Annotated in this window: 17 protein-coding genes and 4 pseudogenes; all 21 read right to left on the reverse strand. The window is 38.8% G+C overall.

Annotated elements, in window-relative coordinates:
* Positions 1–94 precede the first annotated feature (94 nt).
* Positions 95–997 (reverse strand): annotated as a pseudogene (locus G574_RS0109870) (FGGY family carbohydrate kinase); the annotation flags it as partial.
* Positions 998–1,132: 135 nt separating this feature from the next.
* Positions 1,133–1,657: pseudogene (locus tag G574_RS0109875) on the reverse strand (amidohydrolase family protein); the annotation flags it as partial.
* Between the two features lie 112 nt (positions 1,658–1,769).
* Complete coding sequence (locus tag G574_RS0109880) at positions 1,770–2,762, reverse strand: LacI family DNA-binding transcriptional regulator (protein WP_017770270.1); 993 nt, start codon at positions 2,760–2,762, stop codon at positions 1,770–1,772.
* Between the two features lie 129 nt (positions 2,763–2,891).
* Positions 2,892–3,608, reverse strand: a complete 717-nt coding sequence (locus G574_RS0109885) for an L-ribulose-5-phosphate 4-epimerase (RefSeq protein WP_029692060.1) — start codon at positions 3,606–3,608, stop codon at positions 2,892–2,894.
* The gene (locus G574_RS0109890; RefSeq protein ID WP_029692061.1) at positions 3,608–4,471 is read right to left on the reverse strand and encodes an L-ribulose-5-phosphate 3-epimerase; all 864 of its coding nucleotides are present in this window, start codon (positions 4,469–4,471) and stop codon (positions 3,608–3,610) included. The genes G574_RS0109885 and G574_RS0109890 overlap by 1 nt, the downstream gene beginning before the upstream one ends.
* Positions 4,472–4,597: 126 nt before the next feature.
* Positions 4,598–5,689 carry an L-ascorbate 6-phosphate lactonase gene (gene ulaG, locus G574_RS0109895; protein WP_017770267.1) on the reverse strand — a complete coding sequence of 364 codons (1,092 nt, stop codon included), beginning with the start codon at positions 5,687–5,689 and terminating at the stop codon, positions 4,598–4,600.
* 246 nt (positions 5,690–5,935) lie between these two features.
* On the reverse strand, positions 5,936–7,609 hold the full coding sequence (locus G574_RS0109900) for a BglG family transcription antiterminator (RefSeq protein ID WP_029692062.1): 1,674 nt from the start codon (positions 7,607–7,609) through the stop codon (positions 5,936–5,938).
* A 286-nt stretch (positions 7,610–7,895) separates the two neighbouring features.
* On the reverse strand, positions 7,896–8,612 hold the full coding sequence (locus G574_RS0109910) for an L-ribulose-5-phosphate 4-epimerase (RefSeq protein WP_017770264.1): 717 nt from the start codon (positions 8,610–8,612) through the stop codon (positions 7,896–7,898).
* Entirely contained in the window at positions 8,612–9,475 is an 864-nt protein-coding gene (locus G574_RS0109915) for an L-ribulose-5-phosphate 3-epimerase (protein WP_029692063.1), read from the reverse strand. Before G574_RS0109915 ends, G574_RS0109910 begins: the two co-directional genes overlap by 1 nt.
* A gap of 4 nt (positions 9,476–9,479) precedes the next feature.
* Positions 9,480–10,145 carry a 3-keto-L-gulonate-6-phosphate decarboxylase UlaD gene (locus tag G574_RS0109920; protein ID WP_029692064.1) on the reverse strand — a complete coding sequence of 222 codons (666 nt, stop codon included), beginning with the start codon at positions 10,143–10,145 and terminating at the stop codon, positions 9,480–9,482.
* A gap of 120 nt (positions 10,146–10,265) precedes the next feature.
* Positions 10,266–10,751, reverse strand: a complete 486-nt coding sequence (locus tag G574_RS0109925) for a PTS sugar transporter subunit IIA (RefSeq protein ID WP_017770261.1) — start codon at positions 10,749–10,751, stop codon at positions 10,266–10,268.
* A gap of 51 nt (positions 10,752–10,802) precedes the next feature.
* Positions 10,803–11,081, reverse strand: coding sequence for a PTS sugar transporter subunit IIB (locus G574_RS0109930; RefSeq protein ID WP_017770260.1), 279 nt, complete (start codon positions 11,079–11,081; stop codon positions 10,803–10,805).
* A 38-nt stretch (positions 11,082–11,119) separates the two neighbouring features.
* A complete protein-coding gene (locus G574_RS0109935; protein WP_017770259.1) occupies positions 11,120–12,559 on the reverse strand; it encodes a PTS sugar transporter subunit IIC in 1,440 nt (479 codons plus the stop codon).
* Between the two features lie 478 nt (positions 12,560–13,037).
* Positions 13,038–14,444 carry a 6-phospho-beta-galactosidase gene (gene lacG, locus G574_RS0109945; RefSeq protein WP_029692065.1) on the reverse strand — a complete coding sequence of 469 codons (1,407 nt, stop codon included), beginning with the start codon at positions 14,442–14,444 and terminating at the stop codon, positions 13,038–13,040.
* 233 nt (positions 14,445–14,677) lie between these two features.
* Entirely contained in the window at positions 14,678–16,357 is a 1,680-nt protein-coding gene (locus G574_RS0109950; RefSeq protein WP_024415631.1) for a lactose-specific PTS transporter subunit EIIC, read from the reverse strand.
* Positions 16,357–16,674, reverse strand: a complete 318-nt coding sequence (locus G574_RS0109955) for a PTS lactose/cellobiose transporter subunit IIA (RefSeq protein ID WP_003048451.1) — start codon at positions 16,672–16,674, stop codon at positions 16,357–16,359. The genes G574_RS0109950 and G574_RS0109955 overlap by 1 nt, the downstream gene beginning before the upstream one ends.
* 31 nt (positions 16,675–16,705) lie before the next feature.
* On the reverse strand, positions 16,706–17,539 hold the full coding sequence (locus G574_RS0109960; protein WP_029692066.1) for a PRD domain-containing protein: 834 nt from the start codon (positions 17,537–17,539) through the stop codon (positions 16,706–16,708).
* Positions 17,540–17,727: 188 nt separating this feature from the next.
* Positions 17,728–18,588: pseudogene (gene lacD, locus G574_RS11010) on the reverse strand (tagatose-bisphosphate aldolase); the annotation flags it as partial.
* A gap of 44 nt (positions 18,589–18,632) precedes the next feature.
* Positions 18,633–18,815: pseudogene (locus tag G574_RS0109970) on the reverse strand (CAT RNA binding domain-containing protein); the annotation flags it as partial.
* A gap of 201 nt (positions 18,816–19,016) precedes the next feature.
* Positions 19,017–19,913: an aldose 1-epimerase family protein gene (locus G574_RS0109975; protein ID WP_029692069.1), complete on the reverse strand. Its 897-nt coding sequence runs from the start codon at positions 19,911–19,913 to the stop codon at positions 19,017–19,019.
* A 91-nt stretch (positions 19,914–20,004) separates the two neighbouring features.
* A partial coding sequence (locus tag G574_RS0109980; protein WP_029692070.1) for a tagatose-bisphosphate aldolase occupies positions 20,005–20,415 on the reverse strand: 411 nt, incomplete at its 5' end.

A 20,415-nucleotide genomic window follows, 5' to 3' on the forward strand; every position in this document is an offset into this window, starting at 1 on the left:
TGGGCTCATATCAAAAAACACCTCAGAAAAGTATTGCCGAATTGCGATACGTTTCTTGAGGCACTTTTGTCCTGCTCTTGTTTCAATTGACTATACCTGCAGAAGTCGGGCTACTAGCCTCTACCAAAAATTGACGATTAGGGAAATAAGAGGTCATTTGCCCACTATCTTTATCGGCTACCCGCCGACTAGGGTAGCTATTAATATTCCACGTTCCTGAAATCACGCTGAACATGCGATCATCTAAAACACCTGAACCTAGCGCACAAGCATCAATGTCAAAAAGTCCTCCTATAACCGGAATACCTTCAGCTAGTCCAGTCAAGAGAGCAGCTTCTTGACTAACGCGACCAACAATGTCTTGATAGTTAAGCAACTTAGGTAAGGCTTCATAACAGTCAAGAATGCCAAAAAATGCCAAGATATTCTTATCATAGTTTCCCGTTTCAAAATTAATCCAATGGTTGCCTGAGGCATCCCCTATCTCTTGAGAAATGATGTTAGTTAGTTTAAAACGGATAAAAGCTTTGGCTGATAAAACAGACCCAATTTTGTTATAGGTTTCAGGTTCATGTTCTTTTAACCAACGTAATAAAACAGGACTTTGGGAGGCAACAATATGCTGTCTGGTCATTGACCAGATGTCATCAATTTTTTCTTCAAAACTTTGTGCCAACTGCCAGGCACGATTATCCGTCGACAAAATACCGTTACGATAAGGATGACCCAATTTATCTAAAAGATAAAGCCCCTTACCATGACCGATACAAGCTACCGCTTTTACTTCTTCAGCCTCAATTGAGGCTTTGGAAATAACTGACTTCACCGACTCAGCAATGGCCAACCAGGTTTCGTCTAAGTCAACTTCTCTAAAACCTGGCTTGTCTTCGATTGTTAAAGTTTCAAACGAGGACAAGGCCACCTGATGACCTAAACGATCGAATAAAATAGCTTTTGTTTTTGTTCCCCCATAATCAATACTTAAAAAATAAGTCATTCTATCTCCTATTCTACAATCAGCCCCTACCGAAGGGGAGTAAATTCACCTTCTACCTGATAATGCCAGAGATACTGCACCTCACACTATCAAGAAAGGTACAAGTTTAAACTTACCTGTACCTTTTCTATACTCTTAGAGGTCCAAACCTTTAGTAACTTGGTCAACTGCTTGTCGATTTGCTTCAACAAATTCTGGTTTAAAGTAGACTCGTTCTGCATTATGATACATGACATCTTCGAGCTCCTCGTTACTAAAAATATCAACTTTTTCTAGCCAAGTTGCTAACTCCTCATAAGTGTTGAAAGTAGCAGACCATGGTGAATCTGTTCCCCAAATAATTCGTTTTGCTCCCAGAACTTCTTTTGCAATACGAACATTTGCTTCTGACTTAGGGAACGGAAACTCATCTGGGCGGTCAATGTCTTGAATAGCTGAAATATCGGTATAAATATTTTCAAATGGTTTCCACATACCAAGTTCTGCACGAAGTCGATGACCATTATCGATATGTGGAAATGAAAGGTGATATACCACAAAATCAAGACTAGGATATAGACGTGCTAAATTGGCAATAGCATCTAGTTGATGGCTAATTTGATCAAAATTTCCATAATCTGTTGTAACAACAAATCCAGGATAGTCTAGTAGGTAGGTTAAACGTTTTACTAAACAACGTTTATAGTATAAAACTATTATCCTAAAAAAGCAAGCGTTTTCTTTTCTGTTTTTAAAAAACTGTACTAATGATAACAACTAGTACAGTTCTTTTTTAAAACGAATGTCTCAAAATAATCTCACTTCTGATTTCCATTAATTGAGGCAGAGATTGCTTGTTTTTTGCTTCAAGCTTATGAATCAAATGTTTAGCTGCCATACATCCTATTTGATAGGAATCTTGACGAATAGTCGATATACTTGGTTTTAGAATTTGCATCCACTCTAAGTCTTCATAAGATCCTAGGCCAAAATCATTTGGGTAAGTATAGGGGAGATCTGCTATCACTTTCATGAAACTTAGCAGAGTTGGACCATTCATCATCAGAAAAGCTGGCTTTTTAGGGCTTTCTTCAATAATAGCTACTATTTTTTCTTTAATGTACGTTTCGTTAGTAGTCTCAATAACTAACAAGTGATCTTTTTTTGTTTCAAAAGCTTCTTGAAAACCCTGATAGCGTAATAAACGTGTCGAAATCTTATCAATTGGGTAGGATACGAAGTAAATATCTTGGTAACCTTTCGCTAACATCTCTTTGACAAAAATCTTTGTAGCTTCTTTATTATCTGATACAACTGTATCAACTGCCAGCTCTTCAGCTTGTCTATCGACTAGAACAATTTGTTCTGGTCGGAGTTGCTTAATATAGTCTTGATTAGGATCAACGGAATCAATAATGATACCAGAGACGTCTTGCTGCAAGAGTAAGTTAACATTAGCAGCTTCTGTTCGACAATCATTGTCTGAATTAGCAAAGCTAACAGCGTATCCTTCTTCGTGACAAACATCATGAATACCTTTCATAACGGTAGAAATGAAAGGATTGGTTATATCCGCAATGACAACACCTATGGTTTTATTGTACTGGGTTACAAGACTCTGTGCCAGACGATTAGGATGGTAATCCGTTTGTTCGATAACCTCTCTAAGCTTTTCTTTGGTTTTTAGGGACATTTTTTGGTAATTCCCATTAAGATAATTGGAAACCGTAGCAATTGAGACGCCCGCTATTTTAGCGATATCTGATATGGTTAATTTTTCGCGCATGCCCCACCTCCTAAAGCTGATTTCTTTTCATCTATTATAACATGCTAGAAGTCATTTTAATAGAGCATAAAAACCTCTGAAACTCAACTCATTAGCTAGATTTCAGAGGTTTGATATAACAACTGTTCTTTAATGTCGGTCTTCTTTTTGGCCATAATAGGCATTAGGACCATGTTTACGTAAATAGTGCTTATCCAAGATATACTTTGGTGCAGGTTCCACTTTAGGATTTATGGCTTCTGTTAAACGATCCATCTTGGCAACTTCCTCCAAGACAACCGCATGATAAACAGCTTGTTCTGGATTTTTTCCCCAGGCAAATGGACCGTGGTTCCGAACAACAATACCAGGAACTGCTGTAGGATCGATACCACGACGATTAAACTCCTCTATGATAACACTGCCTGTTTCTTTCTCGTAAGCCGCTTCAACTTCTTCAGCAGATAGAGAACGAGCACAAGGAATCGGACCATAAAAATAATCGGCATGTGTCGTACCGTAAAATGGAATATCCCGACCGGCTTGTGCCCAGCCAACAGCTTCTGTTGAGTGAGTGTGTACAATCCCATCAATTTCTGGCCAAGCTTTGTAAAGTTCAACATGTGTTGGTAAATCTGACGAAGGATTTAATTCGCCTTCAATAACGGTTCCCTCCAAGTCAGTCACTACCATATTATCAGGTGTTAATTGGTCATAATCAACTCCTGAAGGTTTTATCACAATAAGACCTAATTCGCGGTCAACTTCTGATACATTTCCCCAAGTAAATTTCACCAAACCATGAGTCGGTAAAGATTTGTTCGCATCACAAACACGTTGACGCATTTCTTGTAACTTTGTAGACATTAGATCACCCCCACTTTTGTCATAATAGGATACAAAAAGTTCTGCGCCTCTTGAATAGCTTTTTGGGTTTCACCTATCGTTTTACAATTCTCAGACCACATTTCAATTAAGAAAGGACCATTATAACCGGTATTTTTAATAACCGAAAACATCTCCTCCCAATCAACACAACCTTCTCCAAAGGGCACATCTCTAAATTGACCCTTTGATGTTGCCGTGACAGGATAAGTATCTTTAAGATGAAGGGCAGCAATAGAACGATGTCCTAAGAAAAATTCACTCCATAAGTCATTGCGCCATGCTGACATATTTCCCGTATCAGGGTAAACAAAAAGATAAGGAGAATTAATTTCTTTTTCAATGGCTAGGTATTTTTCAATAGAATTAATAAAAGGATCATCCATAATCTCAATGACCAAAATCACTTGAGCTTCTTCTGCCCAATCACAGGCTTTTCGAAGATTTTTTAAGAACCGTTGACGTGTTTCTACTGACTTTTCTTCATAATAAACATCATAACCAGCTAACTGAATGGTACGAACCCCTAAATCTTGTGCTAACTTTAGACATTTTTTCATCAAAATAAGTGATTGTTTTTCAAGATCAGGATCATTAGAACCTAAAGGATAACGACGATGTCCTGAAAAACAAATCGTTGGGATGCGAATCCCCGTCTCAAATACTGCTTTGACAATGGATAGCCGTTCTTCTGTAGACCAATTCAGACGAGCCAAACGCTCGTCTGTTTCATCGATGGACATCTCCACAAAGTCAAAACCTAACTCTTTAGCAAACTTTAGACGCTCTACCCATGTCAACTGCTTGGGGGTAGCTTTTTCATAAATATCGATCGGACGTGACATATTTCCTACAACTCTTTGGTAAGGCTGACGTCCTGTTTTCCGAAATTTTGTAACTTATTTATATCACAGCAAATCCACTTTGTAAAGCGCTACCATTTTTTGTCGCTAACTTTAAAAGGTCATTTCTTAAAGAAGTGCTTTAAACTGAATATCAGAATCTTCCAAGAAATAATCATCAAAACCACGTGGATGATGGTATTCAATGCGGTCCTTATCTTGTGGATAAGTGTATTTGCCACCAACTTCCCAAATGAATGGATGGAATTTATATTGTAAACGTTCTTTACGCATTTTCCAAAGTTCTAAAATTTCATCCGTCGAAGCCATAAAGTTTGACCAGATATCATAATGAACTGGGATAATCACTTCTGCACCTAGATTTTCAGCCATTCGAAGTAGATCAATAGATGTCATCTTATCTTGAATACCAATTGGATTGTCACCATAATTATTAATAGCCACATCAATCTTGAAATCCCGTCCATGTTTAGCAAAATAATTTGAGAAATGCGAGTCAGCCCCATGGTAAATAGTTCCACCAGGGGTTTCAAAGATATAGTTAACAGCCTTGCTGGCCATAAGTTCATCGCTTACTGGAAGCCCTGATAAACTGTTACCATTTTCTTCATAACCTTCAATAGGAAGTGTTACAAGACAGGTACGATCAAAGGATTCCACGGCAGTCACTTTGATGTCTTTAAACTCAAAACTGTCACCAGGTTTGATAACTTGAATACGATCTTCAGGAACTCCCCAACCTTTCCAAATATCGGCACAGCCACTTGGTCCAACAAACTTAACATGATCTAGTTTGGGGTTATTAAGAATAGCAGCTGATGTGGAAATATCCATGTGGTCTGAGTGCACATGAGATACTAAGTAATAATCAAGCTCATTGATGGCAAATGGATCAATAACCATTGGTTGGACACGTAAGTTTGGTTGAAGCTTTCGAACACCAGCCATATTAGCCATTTGATGTCCCCAAATCATATCTTTCACTTTCTTTGTAGCTTTCCCACGATTTGCCCAAAGATCCATCACCACATTGGCTCCACCAGGTGTTTTTATCCAAACACCGCAGTTACCTAACCACCACATAGCAAAGTTACCTTCTGCAACAACTTCTTCTTCAATCTCTTCGTTTAACCATGTTCCCCATTCTGGAAACGTTGATAAAATCCATGATTCACGTGTAATATCTTTTACATTTGGCATAAAAAATCCTCCAATTTAATTCCTTGATAGCTCAAGTATAAGACTATCTGGCTTAGCAAAAAAGACCAAGAACCACACAGACTAGTGTTCAAGATTAGACTTTTATCAATAACGTCTTGTATATCGTTTTACTCATAAAAAAGAGTCTGACACAAAAAGGGTAGACCGTCATTTTGAAAACAATATCTATGCTAAGAATTTTACCAACCGGTATCTTTCGCAACCAAGTTCGCTAGAATCTATACTTTAGTATCTTCCATAAGAAATGAAATCGGAAATAAAGTCTTGATAAATGACTTCCTCAATAGACTTCGTTAATTGATCAGTATGTTTGCAACCAGGAGCAAACTGCTCAATACAGACTTTAATTTTTTCCTGAATACCTTGTGCATCCCAGGGCTGAGTATTTCCCTGAGTGACTCGGAGTAGTTTCACGATGTCATCATTAGTCATTAATGGATTTACAAAAACCACAGGAAGATCTGTCTCTAAGCTGTCTTGTGTGGTAATGATAAAATTAATCTGGAGAAGATCAGCAACACTTTGAAACTGTTCTGTGGTAAAAACAGCTTCAATTTTCAATGAAGGAATAAAGCGTTGTGTTCGACTTAACAGAAATTTCTGTATCGCAATCCCATCATCGCTAACAATAACTGTTTTTTTCTGATGATAATTATCCTTATGGCGCCTAATAGCTCCTCCTATATGAATAACTAAAAATGCGATCTCATCATCATTTAAACTGACCTGCCATCCACCTTCTAAAAGATAAATGGTTGAAGCCACCATAGTATAAAGTCGCTCGTATTTTTCCTTAATTGTTTCTGTTAGAGGATTATAGCTAGGAATGCCATATTGTTTTCGGTATAGTAGAGATTTGCAATGCATTAGGAGCTGTTTTTCCAAATCCTCTCTATTAATGAATTGACTACCAAAATGCTCTTGAAAATAGTTTAGATAAGTAACTAAGGATTGCCTCAAGCTAGCATAATCACTACTTTCAAGATGTGAATCTTTATCCTTTCGAAACGATAGTAAAAGCAGCGTAATAATATCAATTTCAGGAGCTTCCAAGGCTAAATCGAATCTCTCTTGGACAGCTAAATTCATCTCTTCTACCAGTCGGAATTCCAACCGTTTTCGGACTGGTGCTAACTCCTGAGATAAAAGATCTCTAAAAGTCGCTGGGCACTCCAATTTTCGGTAAGCTAAAAGAAGATATGGCAAACTATTGACAAAGAAATGTCGCTCTTTTTGATTCAAGGACTTGCCCAACTTTAATTCAGCTTCCACAAAGAATTGACCGATATAGGTATGAAGCGCATCAGAGGCCAAGAGGTGCGGTTGATTGATGTTTCGCAATTGCTCAAAAACTATCTCAGCAAAACGATTCGAAACCATTTGGTCTAGAGATAATAAAACCCCGTAACAATATTGTATAAAGGCCATCGGGTGTCCCTCAAAATGATAACCTTTGGCTTTGGTAACAGATAATTTTATTCCTAGCCCTGCCTCACTCAATCGATTTCTCAATTGATTCAGGTCACTTAAGACGGTATTTCTTGATACCTGGCAAATAGAAATCAGGCGATCAATCGTCATTCTACTATTACTGGTTGCAATAGCTAAAGTGGTTAATATCAGTCGCTCATCGGCACTCATGACATAAAAATAAGAATCTGTTTGGTGTAAAAGCTTCTGGCAAGCAGCCTTTTGTTCTGGACTTAGTAAAATACCCAATCTAGGAATACTGGTAATTGGTTCAACATCATTAGGCAGTGAATCGTTTATTTTTTCCAAATGATAATAAATTTTACGACGCGACTGTTCAAGTTTCTCAGCAATGTGACTGATTGTTTGATGCTGCTCCAATACTAACAGATAAACTAGTAAATCATAACTTTTTTTATCTAATAACAAAAGGCTTACCTCCTTCTTTCAAAACTTAATTATACCTTATTAAACAGCATGGAAGAGCTTTTTTAGAAAAATTTGACAAAAAGCTCCTTTATGAAAAAGATAATGGAAAGTGGGAAAAATTCAAGCAACGAAAAAAGAGTTCGTTTTCCACCTCCGAGAAGTTGAACACGTTAGATTCATAGCCCAAAACGCAAATGAAGCTACGCTTCAACCTCTATATAGAGATGTTTATACGAACACTAGTAAGAAATACTGAGCTTTTCCTCAAATGCCAAATCATAGAACATCAGTGGTTATCACCTATCTGTCCATAGTAAGCGTTAGGACCATGTTTTCTGAGATAATGTTTATCCAGAATATATTGAGGGGCAGGCTCAACTTGCGGATTAATACTTTCTGTCAAACGATTCATTTTGGCAACTTCTTCTAAAACCACAGAGTGATAAACTGCCTGATCTGGGTCTTTTCCCCAAGTAAAAGGACCATGATTTCGAACAACAATCCCTGGAACAGCTACTGGATCAAGACCACGACGCGTAAACTCTTCAATAATGACTGTTCCTGTCTCTCTCTCATAAGCACTATTTACTTCTTCCTCACTCAATGAACGGGCGCAAGGAACTGGACCATAGAAATAATCCGCATGGGTCGTGCCATAAAAAGGAATGTCTCGACCAGCCTGTGCCCAGGCAACTGCTTCGGTCGAATGCGTATGAACAATACCGCCGATTTCTGGCCATGCTTTGTAAAGGGCTACGTGAGTTGGTAAATCTGATGATGGGTTTAAATCCCCCTCCACAACATTCCCTTCTAAATCTGTAACAACCATATTTTCTGGTGTCAATAGCTCATAATCAACACCAGACGGTTTAATAACAATCCGACCAAGTTCTCGACAAACTTCTGAGACATTTCCCCAAGTAAACTTCACTAAACCATGCTCTGGCAAAGATTTATTAGCTTGACAGACACGCTCTCTCATTTCTTGTAAATGTTTAGCCATTAGATAACCTCTGCTTTCTTCATCAATGGGTATAGAAAATCTTGGGCTTCTTTGATAGCAGCTTTTGTTTCCTCAACCGTGTCACAATTTTCAGACCACATCTCAATCAAAAATGGTCCTTTGTAATTGCTACGTTTAATAACGGCAAACATGTCTTCCCAGTCAACACACCCTTTACCAAAGGGGACATCTCTAAACTGACCACTTGAATTTTCCGTAACAGGATAGGTATCTTTCAAGTGAAGAGCAGCGATGGATTGATGACCATTGTAGAACTCACTCCAAAGGTCATTATGCCAAGCTGAAACATTTCCCGTATCTGGGTAAACAAACAAATACGGTGAATCAACTTCTTTTTCAATCGCCAAATATTTTTCAATAGAATTGATAAAGGGATCATCCATAATTTCAATGGCTAAAATCACTTGAGCTTCCTCAGCCCAATCGCAAGCCAACCTGAGATTTTTGATAAATCTCTCTCTTGTTCGATAAGACTTTTCTTCATAGTAGACATCATAACCTGCCAACTGAATCGTTCTCACACCTAGATCTTGTGCCAACTCAATGCATTTTTTCATGAGTTCAAGTGACTTTGCTTCAATATCAGGATCATTTGACCCCAACGGAAAACGTCTATGCCCTGAAAAACATATGGTCGGAATGCGAACACCAGTTTCAAAAATCGCTTTAACAAGCTCTAAACGTTCCTCTTTTGACCAGTCAAGCCTTGCTAAGCGTTCATCTGTCTCATCTACAGACATCTCAACAAAATCAAAACCTAATTCCTTGGCAAAATTTAAGCGCTCAAGCCATGTGAAATGCTTTGGCGTTGCCTTTTCGTAAATACCAATTGGACGGCTCATCATATCACCCCCAGATGCGGCGAATTTCATCCTTGAAATCACGCGCTGCCTGTGCAGGATTTTCTGCCTCTGTAATACCTCGACCAGCAATAAAGGTAAAGACGTCTACACCTTCAAATAACTTCAGAGTCTCAATCGTTAGACCACCAGTAACAGAAACCCTAAATCCCATGTCAATTAATTTCTTTACCTTATTAAGGTCTTTATCACCCCAAGTCTCACCTGCAAGTAAAGCATCACGAGATTGATGGTAAATGGCTTGTGAAATCCCTGCATCTAACCACAATTGCGCTTGTTCAAAGGTCCAATCGCCATACAATTCAATTTGAATCTCACCACGATCACCACGTGCCTCTTTGATAGCTTTTAAGGCTGCTTCCATCGTAGGAATGGTTGCGCAACAAATGCAGGTCATCCAGTCTGCTCCACGGGTAGCATTATTTTTAGCAACCGTTCCACCTGCATCAGCACATTTTGTATCAGCGACAATGATTTTATCTGGGAACAAACTCCGTAAGACTTCAACTAATTCACTTCCCACTTGTAACAAGCAGACAGTACCTGCTTCGATTACATCGACCTCTTGACCAACTGCTACCGCAGCTTTTATCGCTCCTTGTAAATCTGAATGATCTAGGGCAACTTGTAAATTTGGAATAGAATGTGTCATTACTCAATTTTTAGGCTTGAAAATAGCTAGCCGAACGTCTAAAACTAGTCGTCCCTATTTCTAACTATTTTTCCAAAGCCTTATCCTTTCTTTATACTTTTAAATAGCTTATCTTGCTTATTAACTGTCTAAATCCAAGCCCTCCAAATAGGGACTATTTTTTGATTCTTCAACCATTTGCAAAACCTCGTCTGGCGTTTGACAAGCCAATAATCGCTCAATAGCATTGTCAAGTTCAAAGAGTGCTACAATTTGCGGAATGGCTACCGTCGTATGAATAGCAGGATCAGTTGCTGCTAAGGTAATGAAAACAGAGGCTTCTTTTCCATCAGAAAAAACAACTGGCTTCTTCAAGGTAATCAAAGCAAAAGCATCTTTAAACACCCCATGACCAGCTTCCGCATGTGGCATAGCCATGCCAGGCATCAAAACATAATAGGGACCGTACTTCTCCGTAGAAGCAATGATAGCATCATAATAATCAGAATTGGCCGCACCGCTATCAATAAGCGGTTGAACAGCTAGTTTAATTGCTTCTTGCCAAGTATCTGCGCTTAACCCCAGTCTGATAGAATGATTTTCCTTAAAAGATTGTTGTAAATTCATCTGTTTTCCTCAATTCATTTATAGGATAAGGGTTGGTAACCCAACCCTTTTTTATAAGATCTCACTCAACTTTGTTTTGATTTCATTGTCATCCATAAGATTATCAAGACCTACTAATTTTCCACTTGTTCGTCCTTCTAATTCATGAATGAGGTGATTAGATGCAACCACGATGTCATACCCAGAAGCAAGACCTTTTGCTTCACCAACTGAACATGACGCTGATTGAATGTCAGTAACACCTAACTCACGAAGAGCTTTTTCAACTTTCATTTTAATGACCATAGAAGATCCCATGCCATTTCCACACGCTGTTAATACTTTTACCATTATTTTTTCCTTTCCAATTTTAAATTCTACCTAATTCATTATTCAGCTTGAGCATCACCACGGTAATAGGCTTCTTTATCCTTTGCTTTAGCATATTGAAGCTGCGGAATAATCAGGAAGAATAAGCAAGCAATCACATATCCAATAATTCCAAGGTATTTAAAGAGATAACCAATTGGTAACCAAGGAAGCACTAAATCAATATTCCCGTGATAGCCACCTGTCAAACCAAGCAAGGCAACCGCAATAGCTCCCAAGGAAACTTGAAGCACACCCGAAATGAAGGAGAGGGCTACCGCTGCCTTCCAACCACCACGCTTATCTGCATAAACAGCAATAGCTGCATTGTCAAAGAAGACAGGAACAAATCCTGTAATAATCAAGATCGGATTCTTAAAGACAACCAACAAGGCAATCGTAATGAGTTGTCCAATCAAACCAAAAACAAACCCTGAAAGTACGGCATTTGATGAACCAAATCCATAAGAAGCTGCAACATCGACCGCTGGGAATGACCCAGGAAGTAACTTACTAGAAATACCTTGGAAGGCATTGGTCAATTCGGCAACGAACATGCGCACACCTTGCATCAAAATGAAAAGGTAAACAGAGAAAGTCAATGCTGTTTGAAGCACGTACATAAAGAAAGCTTGTTTTTCAGGAACATAAGCACCCGCTCCGATCAATTCAGCATTTGACATGATTTCTGGTCCTAAAACAGCTAGAATTCCTCCAAAGAAGACTAACATCAATGTTGCTGAAGCCACGACAGTATCATGGAAAATATTCAAGAAAGTTGGTAATTTTAAGTTATCCAAATTTTCTTCTTTTTTACCAAAAATTGGAGCAACTTTGTCCACAAACCAGATAGCAAATTGTTGTTGATGACCAATAGCAAATCCACCGCCACCTGTTAGACGTTGCGTTGGCTCTACTGTCATATTTGAACTAACTGCCCAATAGAGCCCACAAATGATCCCAACTGCCCAGGCTCCAAAGGCGTTTTGAAACTGTGGTATTAATAGTAAGACAAATACTGATATCGTTGCTGCTTGTTGAACCATGATATGCCCTGTAATAAAGAGCGTTCTAACTTTGGTTACTTTACGCAGAGCAACCATTAAAATATTGATACCAAAACCAATTAGAAGAGCAGTAGTTGCCACACTGATGAAGCCCATCGTCTCCAACTTAGCATTAGCAGCTGCTAGACCAAAATAGGGGTCAATGACCGCTGCTTCTAACTTGAATTTTTCGGCTAGTGCAACCAGAATTGGTCGGAAGGTATTAACCAATCCACCTGCACCAACATTCAAAATCAGATAACCAACTGTTGCTTTAATAACACCTGCAAAAACATCATGCAAAGGCTTTTTCAACAGTAAATACCCAAGAAGAACCAAAAGTCCTACAAAAAATGCGGGGTTTTGCAAAATATTTTGCGAAAACCAATTAAGGGGAGCTAGGAGTGCATCCATAGTAACTACCTCTTTCCATATATGATGTGTTATTATGTCTACATTATAAAATTTGAAAACGCTTCAAAAAAGACCAAGAATTACACAAGAAAGTGTTCAAAAGTGGGAGGGAGAGTAAAAAAGGATATGAATGCTATTTTTTTATGACAACTAACTGAATGTCTACTCTTGCTTAAGAAATTCCTCACAATGATTATCTGCGTCAATGAGAAATAGGGATTGATGCTGACTTTATCTATGAATTAGTTAAAGACATTTCACCAATAGCGGGAATTCGATATAAAAAGTATCATGCCCATCAAAATTCTAATTAATCTTTTTGTATAGTATCCGTTAGGTACATCAATGCCTAAAAATCTGTCTTACCAACCCTTACTTTCCTGTTTACAAAAAAGAGAATCAATCTGATTCTCTCATATATCTTTGTTAATCAGCTACTACAATTGATAATGTATCACTTAAAGTCCACCCTCAGAAACTACTCAATCCGTTTGGTTTCGGAGATCTGTTTATACCAATAAGCACTTTTCTTTGGATACCGTTCTTGGGTCTCAAAGTCAACATAGAACAATCCATAGCGTTTCTCGTATCCATTTGACCAAGAAAATACATCCATCAAGGACCAGATGAAATAACCTTTAACATTGGCACCATCTGAGATAGCATCTGAAATCACTTCTAAATGCTTTTTCACATAATCGATTCGACCATCGTCATAGACTGTACCATCTACAAATTCATCTTTATAGCCTAGACCATTTTCAGTGATGTAGATTTTCTTATAGTTTGGATAGTCATTTTTTACACGCATGATTTGATCATAAAGGCCTTGCGGATAGATAATCCAATCCCAGTCCGTTTTTGGAATATCAACTGGAGATTCTCTACGACCAACTCCCTTGATTTGATACTTAGAACTTCCCTTTTCACCTTTACCATTATGGATAATTTTAGTCTCACCGTCATGAGCCCTCATCCAATCACTCATATAGTAATTGATGCCCAAGAAGTCGTTCAAATCTTTTGCGGCATCTAAGGCAGCGAAGTCTTCATCACGAAGGTCTAATTCCCCACCATTTACTTTCAGAATATGTCGAACGCCTTCAAGCGTTTTTTCAGAATAGTAACCCAAGTATGTAGCATCGAGGATAAATTTATTATGAATAATATCTTCTAGTTCCGCTGCACGAACATCGTCAGGATTGGTTGGATCATAAGGATATTTCGTTGGTAATGCGTGTACAACACCAATTTCTCCACTATAACCAGCATCCTTGTAGAGCTTAACTGCCTTGGCATGTGAAACCATCATATTGTGGTGAGATTGGAATACCTTAGCTAAATCATACTGAATCCCTGGTGGGAACTTCCCAACTAAATATTGCCCATCACCAATTGGACCGATTTCATTAAAGGTTGTCCAGTAATTAACTTCGGGGAATTCTTTGAAGCAAAACGCTGCGTAATTGACGAAGTGCTCAATATTTTCTCGATTTAGAAAGTCACCATTAGAATGTAGCGTTTCTGGTGTATCAAAATGGTGAAGCGTTACAAATGGTTCTACATGACGTTTATGGCATTCCGCAAATAATTTATGGTAATACTCTACTCCCTTTGGATTCACTTCTCCAAAGCCTGTTGGGAAGATACGAGACCACGCAATTGAAATACGAATGCCATTCACACCAAACTGTTCACTTAGTTCTAAATCAACTGGATAACGATTATAAAAATCAGAAGCTGGTTCCGCAGTGTACCAGTAATTATCTTCTAGATACTTGTCCCACGCAACACGACCTTTTCCATCCGTCTGTGTAGCACCCTCTGCTTGATATGCAGCAGTTGCTCCACCAAATATAAAATCTTTCGGTAATGTTTTAACCATATGCCTACCTTCTTCTATCAAAAATAAATAAAGGGGTAGGAGTTGGAGATGATAACTCCCTCCCCTTTTGATTAAGAACCTGTATTCACAAGTGAAGTGCTTGTATATAAGAGATAGTTTTTCACTAATCAAGGCGGTTTTTTGAGGGAATACTGACTGTATTTTGAAAAAACTAACGATGAGTAGCTGAAAAACTAGCCTTAGATGGAAGTGCTGAACCGTGAATATAGGTTCTAAAACTGTTGTTTGACAAAGTCAAGAGCACCTTGACCATCACGTGTGAGTTTAATGTATTGAGCTCCTTCAGTTTTGGCGAGTTTAATGCCCAATGCATCGGTTTCTTGTTTAATGTCATCGTAGTTTGATGCTACTTGAGGTGCAAGGATGACTAATTGATACTCTGGCAAAATCTCACGGTGCGCCCCATAACTTCCTGCTGTAGCTGTAACTGGAACACCATATTCTTTTGCAGCTTTAGTTAGAGCGTTGGCAAGCAATCCGCTTGTACCACCCCCTGCACAAAGCACCAAAACATTTGTTTGTTCAGAAATTTCGGTATCGACTGCAGCCTTTTCAAGAATAGCATCCGCTTTGGCGGTATTAAAGTTAGCCGCCACTTTCTCTTTCAAGCTATTTTCAACTTTCCCTGATTGTTCTTCAGCAAGAATTTGCTCATCGTAAACTTTCAAGAATGGATAATAGATAAGTACATCGACAACTACCAATAAGATAGCTAGTGCAAAGGCAAGTGGAGCAAAGTTTGTCCCCATTACAATCCCCAATGGTCCTGGAGTTGTCCATGGCAAGTTAACGCTGAAACTGTTCATTTTTAGCGTATCAACAAAGAATTTGAAAATCCATACGTTAGCAATTGGAGCTAAGATGAATGGAACAAAGAATACTGGGTTGAGTACGAGTGGTGCACCGAACAAGATTGGTTCATTTACACCAAAGAAAGTTGGAACAACTGAAGCACGTCCAATTGCTTTATTTCGTTTAGACTTAGTCAACCACATAAACATGAATGGCACAACCAAGGTAGCACCTGTACCACCCATTGTCACGATAAACATTTGAGTACCTGAAGTCAGGATTTTGTCAGCGTGTTGACCCGCCTGCAAAAGTTGGAAGTTGGTTTCAATATTGGCATAAGTAATGGCTGCAATTGCTGGCTCAACAATTGACGGACCATGAATCCCTACAAACCAGAACAAAGCATAGGCACCAAAGATAATTGTAATACCAACATAACCATCTGCGGCTGTAAATAGAGGCTCAAATAATTTCAGAATCGCCTCAGCAACGTTTGTTCCAAGAAATTGACGTGTCACAAGATCAATTCCATACAAGACAAAGATAGACAATGCATATGGAATCACATCTTTAAATGCCTGGGATACGTTCGGTGGAACTTCGTCTGGCATACGAATGGTGACATTGTTTTTCACACAGACCTTATAGATATTAACCGTAATGAAGGCTGCTAGAAAGGCTGTCAAAAGTCCCTTAGTTCCCATGTAACCATTGGCAAATCCACCTTCAATACCATCAGAAGCCAGTAATAAGAAACCTGAAATTGAAGCAATCATGGTTGAAATGAAGTTGATTTGATTGGTTTTTGGCAATTGACGGTTAAATGCATCTGTCAAAGATTTTGCGGTCGTTCCTGCAACTAAGACAGCTACAATACCCATTGTATAACCGTAAGGTTTCATGATAGCCGCAACTACTTCATCAGACCAAGTAAATCCAAAGATATTAGGCACAAAAGCCACCAATAGGAAGATACTTGAGAACAAGATAACCGGCATTGCTGCGATAAAACCATCACGGATAGCCCTTAAATAAGGGTTTCTCGAAATCTTTTCAAAGAAAGGCTTCCCTTTCTCAATGAATTCAATCAATTTATTCATTACTTATCACCTCGTTTGTAAAGCTCAATCATATGACTCATCATATCTTTCAATAATAATGTCGTCATGAGATGGTCTTGACCATGCATGAGCGTCACACTAAAGGCTAAATCCTCACCAGCCGCTTCTTTCTGCAACAAACTTGTCTGAGCATGGTGAGCTTCAACAATACAAGCATTGGCAGCTTCAACTAGTTCTTCTGCTTTTGCATAATCACCTTTTTGAGCAGCAGCCAGTGCCTCCATCAAACGAGAACGAGCATCACCAGCGAATGCAACAATCTCAAAACCTAATAACGTAATTTCTTCTCTGTTCATAATATGAACCTCCTTTTAAAATTGAATGGATTTACAATAACCGTTGAATATGTAGTACAATATAGAACCTTTCACTATCATTTACTGGCTCATCAACCAAAGATATAATCATCTCAAAAATCTGACTTCCAACCTGATGGGCTCTTGGATTCTGGAGCTTGATGTACTGTTCCAAACTAGCAATCGATTCATTTGACTGATGGGATCTGTCTAAGTAATTCAGAAAATAGGACAAATGAATCATAAAGCGATCATAAAAATTGCTATTTTCTTTTGAGCGTTTAATCCCATTCTCCGTTAAGATTTGTTCAACATCTGTTATAATTTTTTTGCTGATATCCTGTTCTTCACTTGTGGGATGAATTGTTTCACCCTTTGCATTAATTAAGTGAAATGCAATTCTACCAATCTCATCATTTGGAAAATCTTTTAGCAACTTTTCACGAAACATAGCTAAAGCTTCACACGCCATTTTATATTCCAATGGATATTCGGCTGAAATATTAGGTAACCTACTTTCTTGATAGGTATTCTTTAAAACCGCCTGATATGCACAATAGATATGATCTGTCAGTGTCACATATAGATATTCTTGTACAGGGTAATGATAAGTTTCTACTAGATGATTAATAACCGTGTAGGTTGCCGAAATAAAATCTAATGGAATATCTTTTAATAAGGTCAGAAAATTTTCTTTGGCTTCATCATTTTTCAGTGAAAAAATATTTTCTATCTTGTCCTTAACAATTAAATCCCCTTTTTTCTTTTGAAAGGTTATACCTAATCCCATCACGACCGCTTGTTCCCCATGTTCATTTTTCACCAGGGCAGCGTTATTATTTAGTGACTGTACAATCCTAAACATATATCCCTCCTATATTTTTAAGCAAAAAAAGACTACAAACAAACCGAGAATATCCTACTCTCAAATCCATTTGTAGTCTTGCCTAATCGAATTAGTTACAATCCACTCTATTCTTGCTGATGAGATCATTATAGCATATTCTCAAAAAATGTAAACCCTTTCTTTTAAGAAAATGGTTATTTTTTCAATTATTTTTCTAGCCAAGAAGTTGCTGTTTGAGACAAGACTGCATAAAGTCCCTCGATATTTTCACGACCAACACTGCGTAACCATTCACGCGCAGTTTCTTCACCCTGTTCAATATAGACTGGCACAACACCCGCCCACGTCGCACGACCACAGAGAACACCGTTAAATTTAGCACCAGCTTCATGTGCAAACACTAGAGTATCTTGGAAAAGCTTAGCAGAAACACCTGCACTTAGATAAATGTATGGCAAATGAGTTGATGCTTCTTGTTGACGGAAATATTCGGCTGCTTCTGCTTTTGTATAGACGACCTCCCCTGTTCCGAAGCCTTCTACAAAATTCATGTTCACAGGTACTTCTACCTTGAGAACATCCACTCCAAAGCGTTCATCTGAAAATACTTTCATAGCCTCATTTACTTTTCGAGGTTTGACTTTTGCAAATTCCACACTGGCATTTGTCTTCAATCGTTTCATCATAGCTCAAAATTTCCAAGAAGAATGGTAAACCTTCAGCCTGACATTCTGAACCCAAGCGTTCAATATAGGCATGTTTTTGAAGGTTCCATATCGGTCTCCATCAACATCATAATAGAGTAAGAACTTGATAGCATCTGCCCCTTCTTCTTTTAGTCGTTTTACAGACCACTCTACTAAGCAAGCTGGTAATCGACTAGTAGAGCTTGTATCATAGCCAGTTTTTTCATAAGCCAAAAGCAAACCACATTGTTCATCACGGGCGCGTGAAGCTAGTAAGCCAAATTCAGGATCTAAAAGAATAGAAGAAAACTGTGTTAGTCCTTCAGAAACTAGCGTTTTTAGCTCTTCCATCTGCTCCACAGTAGGTTCTTCTGCCTGATGGTAAAACTCAATTCTAAATCTTCTCCAGAAGCTTCTTTAGCTAATAAGGTCGTTTCCTTTGATTCCTCATTTTTTAGTGAAAATAACTTCTCTATCCTAGCATCCGGTATAATATCGCCTTTCTTTTTATTGTGGACAATTCCTAACCCCATAACAACAGCTTGCTGGCCCTGTTCATCTTTTACTAGTGCCACGTTGTTATTGAGCGATTTTAACAATCGGTACATTTGCCCTCCTCCCTAGATTGAGATCATAAAAAAGAGACTACAACTAAATCCAGATCACCCTATCCACTCAGGGGAAATCCAAATTTACTTGCAGTCTCGCCTAGTCGAACTAGTCACGATTTACCTTCGTTCTTTATGATCTTACTATAACAAAAATTACCGAGTTTTAAACCTTTTCAAACAAAATTGCTCAACACTTCTCTACAAAACCTCAATCTCAAAACTATAGGAACGAGTCTGGCCAGCTTCTAGCCACTGGGTATTGATTTTGTCAGCGAAATAGTCAGATTCGTGCTTAGAAGTAGACATACCCAGCCATGGTTCTAGGGCGATAAAAGGGCCTTTATTAGCAGTTGACCATAACACTAAAAACGGAAAATCTCCCAAATGAAAAGCAATGCCCTTATCATGATTTTTGGAGCGTAAGCTGATCACTTTTGAATCTAGTTGATCCAAAACTAGGGTATCATCTCTAAATAACTCATAATCCAGATCAAGCTTTTCAGCATTCTCCAAAAAAGGAGTTCGATCCGTTAGATCGACAAGCCCCGTTTCTGGAAATACCTTAGGGACTGTCACCGTTTCTGGCTCCTCAAAAGATAGATAGTAGTCTTCATACTGCTCGTCGGCTAATAAGGGGCAGTTAAAACCTGGGTGCCCACCAATCGTAAAAGGCATAGCAAATTCCGCTTCCAAATTGTTGACCTCATAAGTCACACGAATGCGACTGCCTTCCAAACGATAATGGCTAGCAAGCTCGAAATGATAAGGAAAGACGTCAAACATACCAGGAGTACTTTTGAGTTGATAAACCACTTCCTTATCCGATAACTGTGTCCCATTAAAGACTTCTTTACGAACCAAGCCATGACGCGGCATCTGCCCTTTTTTCTGCTGATTGGCATTAGCCGGATACAAGGTTTCATTGTCTCTCAAACTACCACAAATAGGAAAAAGCACAGGAGCTTGCCCACCCCAATAGGTTGCATCCCCTTGCCATAGGTATTCAATGCCATCTTTATCCTTGATGGAAGATAGCTCACCTCCTAACTCTTTAAATGTCACTGTAAGTTGGTCATTACTCAGTTGTAATGTCATGATGTCCTCCTGATTCTAAAAAAGAGAGGGAAGCCCCCTCTACCCATTTTGAAATTCATGTCCCATATCTGGAGAGTGAATACAGGATACCTTAGTTAACTTTAGACTCCCAAGATGTAGCTGTTCTGTCAAGCACCTTGTTGAGTTCGTCAATGTTACGGAAACCTTCCGTACGCAACCACTCACGAGCAGCATCACTACCTTCTTTGATATAAACCTCAACAGCACCAGCCCAGGTCGCACGCCCACAAAGGACCCCATTGAAGTTGGCTCCAGATTCTGCCGCAAAGACCAAGGTCTCTTGGAAGAGTTTAGCTGACACACCAGCACTCAAGTAGATATAAGGCAATTCGGTCGCTGCTTCTTGATCACGGAAAGCTTGAGCAGCCTCTTCCTTGCTGTAAAGCACCTCTCCCTCTGCAAATCCTTCCACAAAGTTCATGTTAACCGGCACTTCTACTTTGAGCACATCAACACCAAAGCGAGAATCTGAAAAGACTTT

The sequence above is a fragment of the Streptococcus hyovaginalis DSM 12219 genome, assembly GCF_000420785.1.
GTDB lineage: Bacteria > Bacillota > Bacilli > Lactobacillales > Streptococcaceae > Streptococcus > Streptococcus hyovaginalis.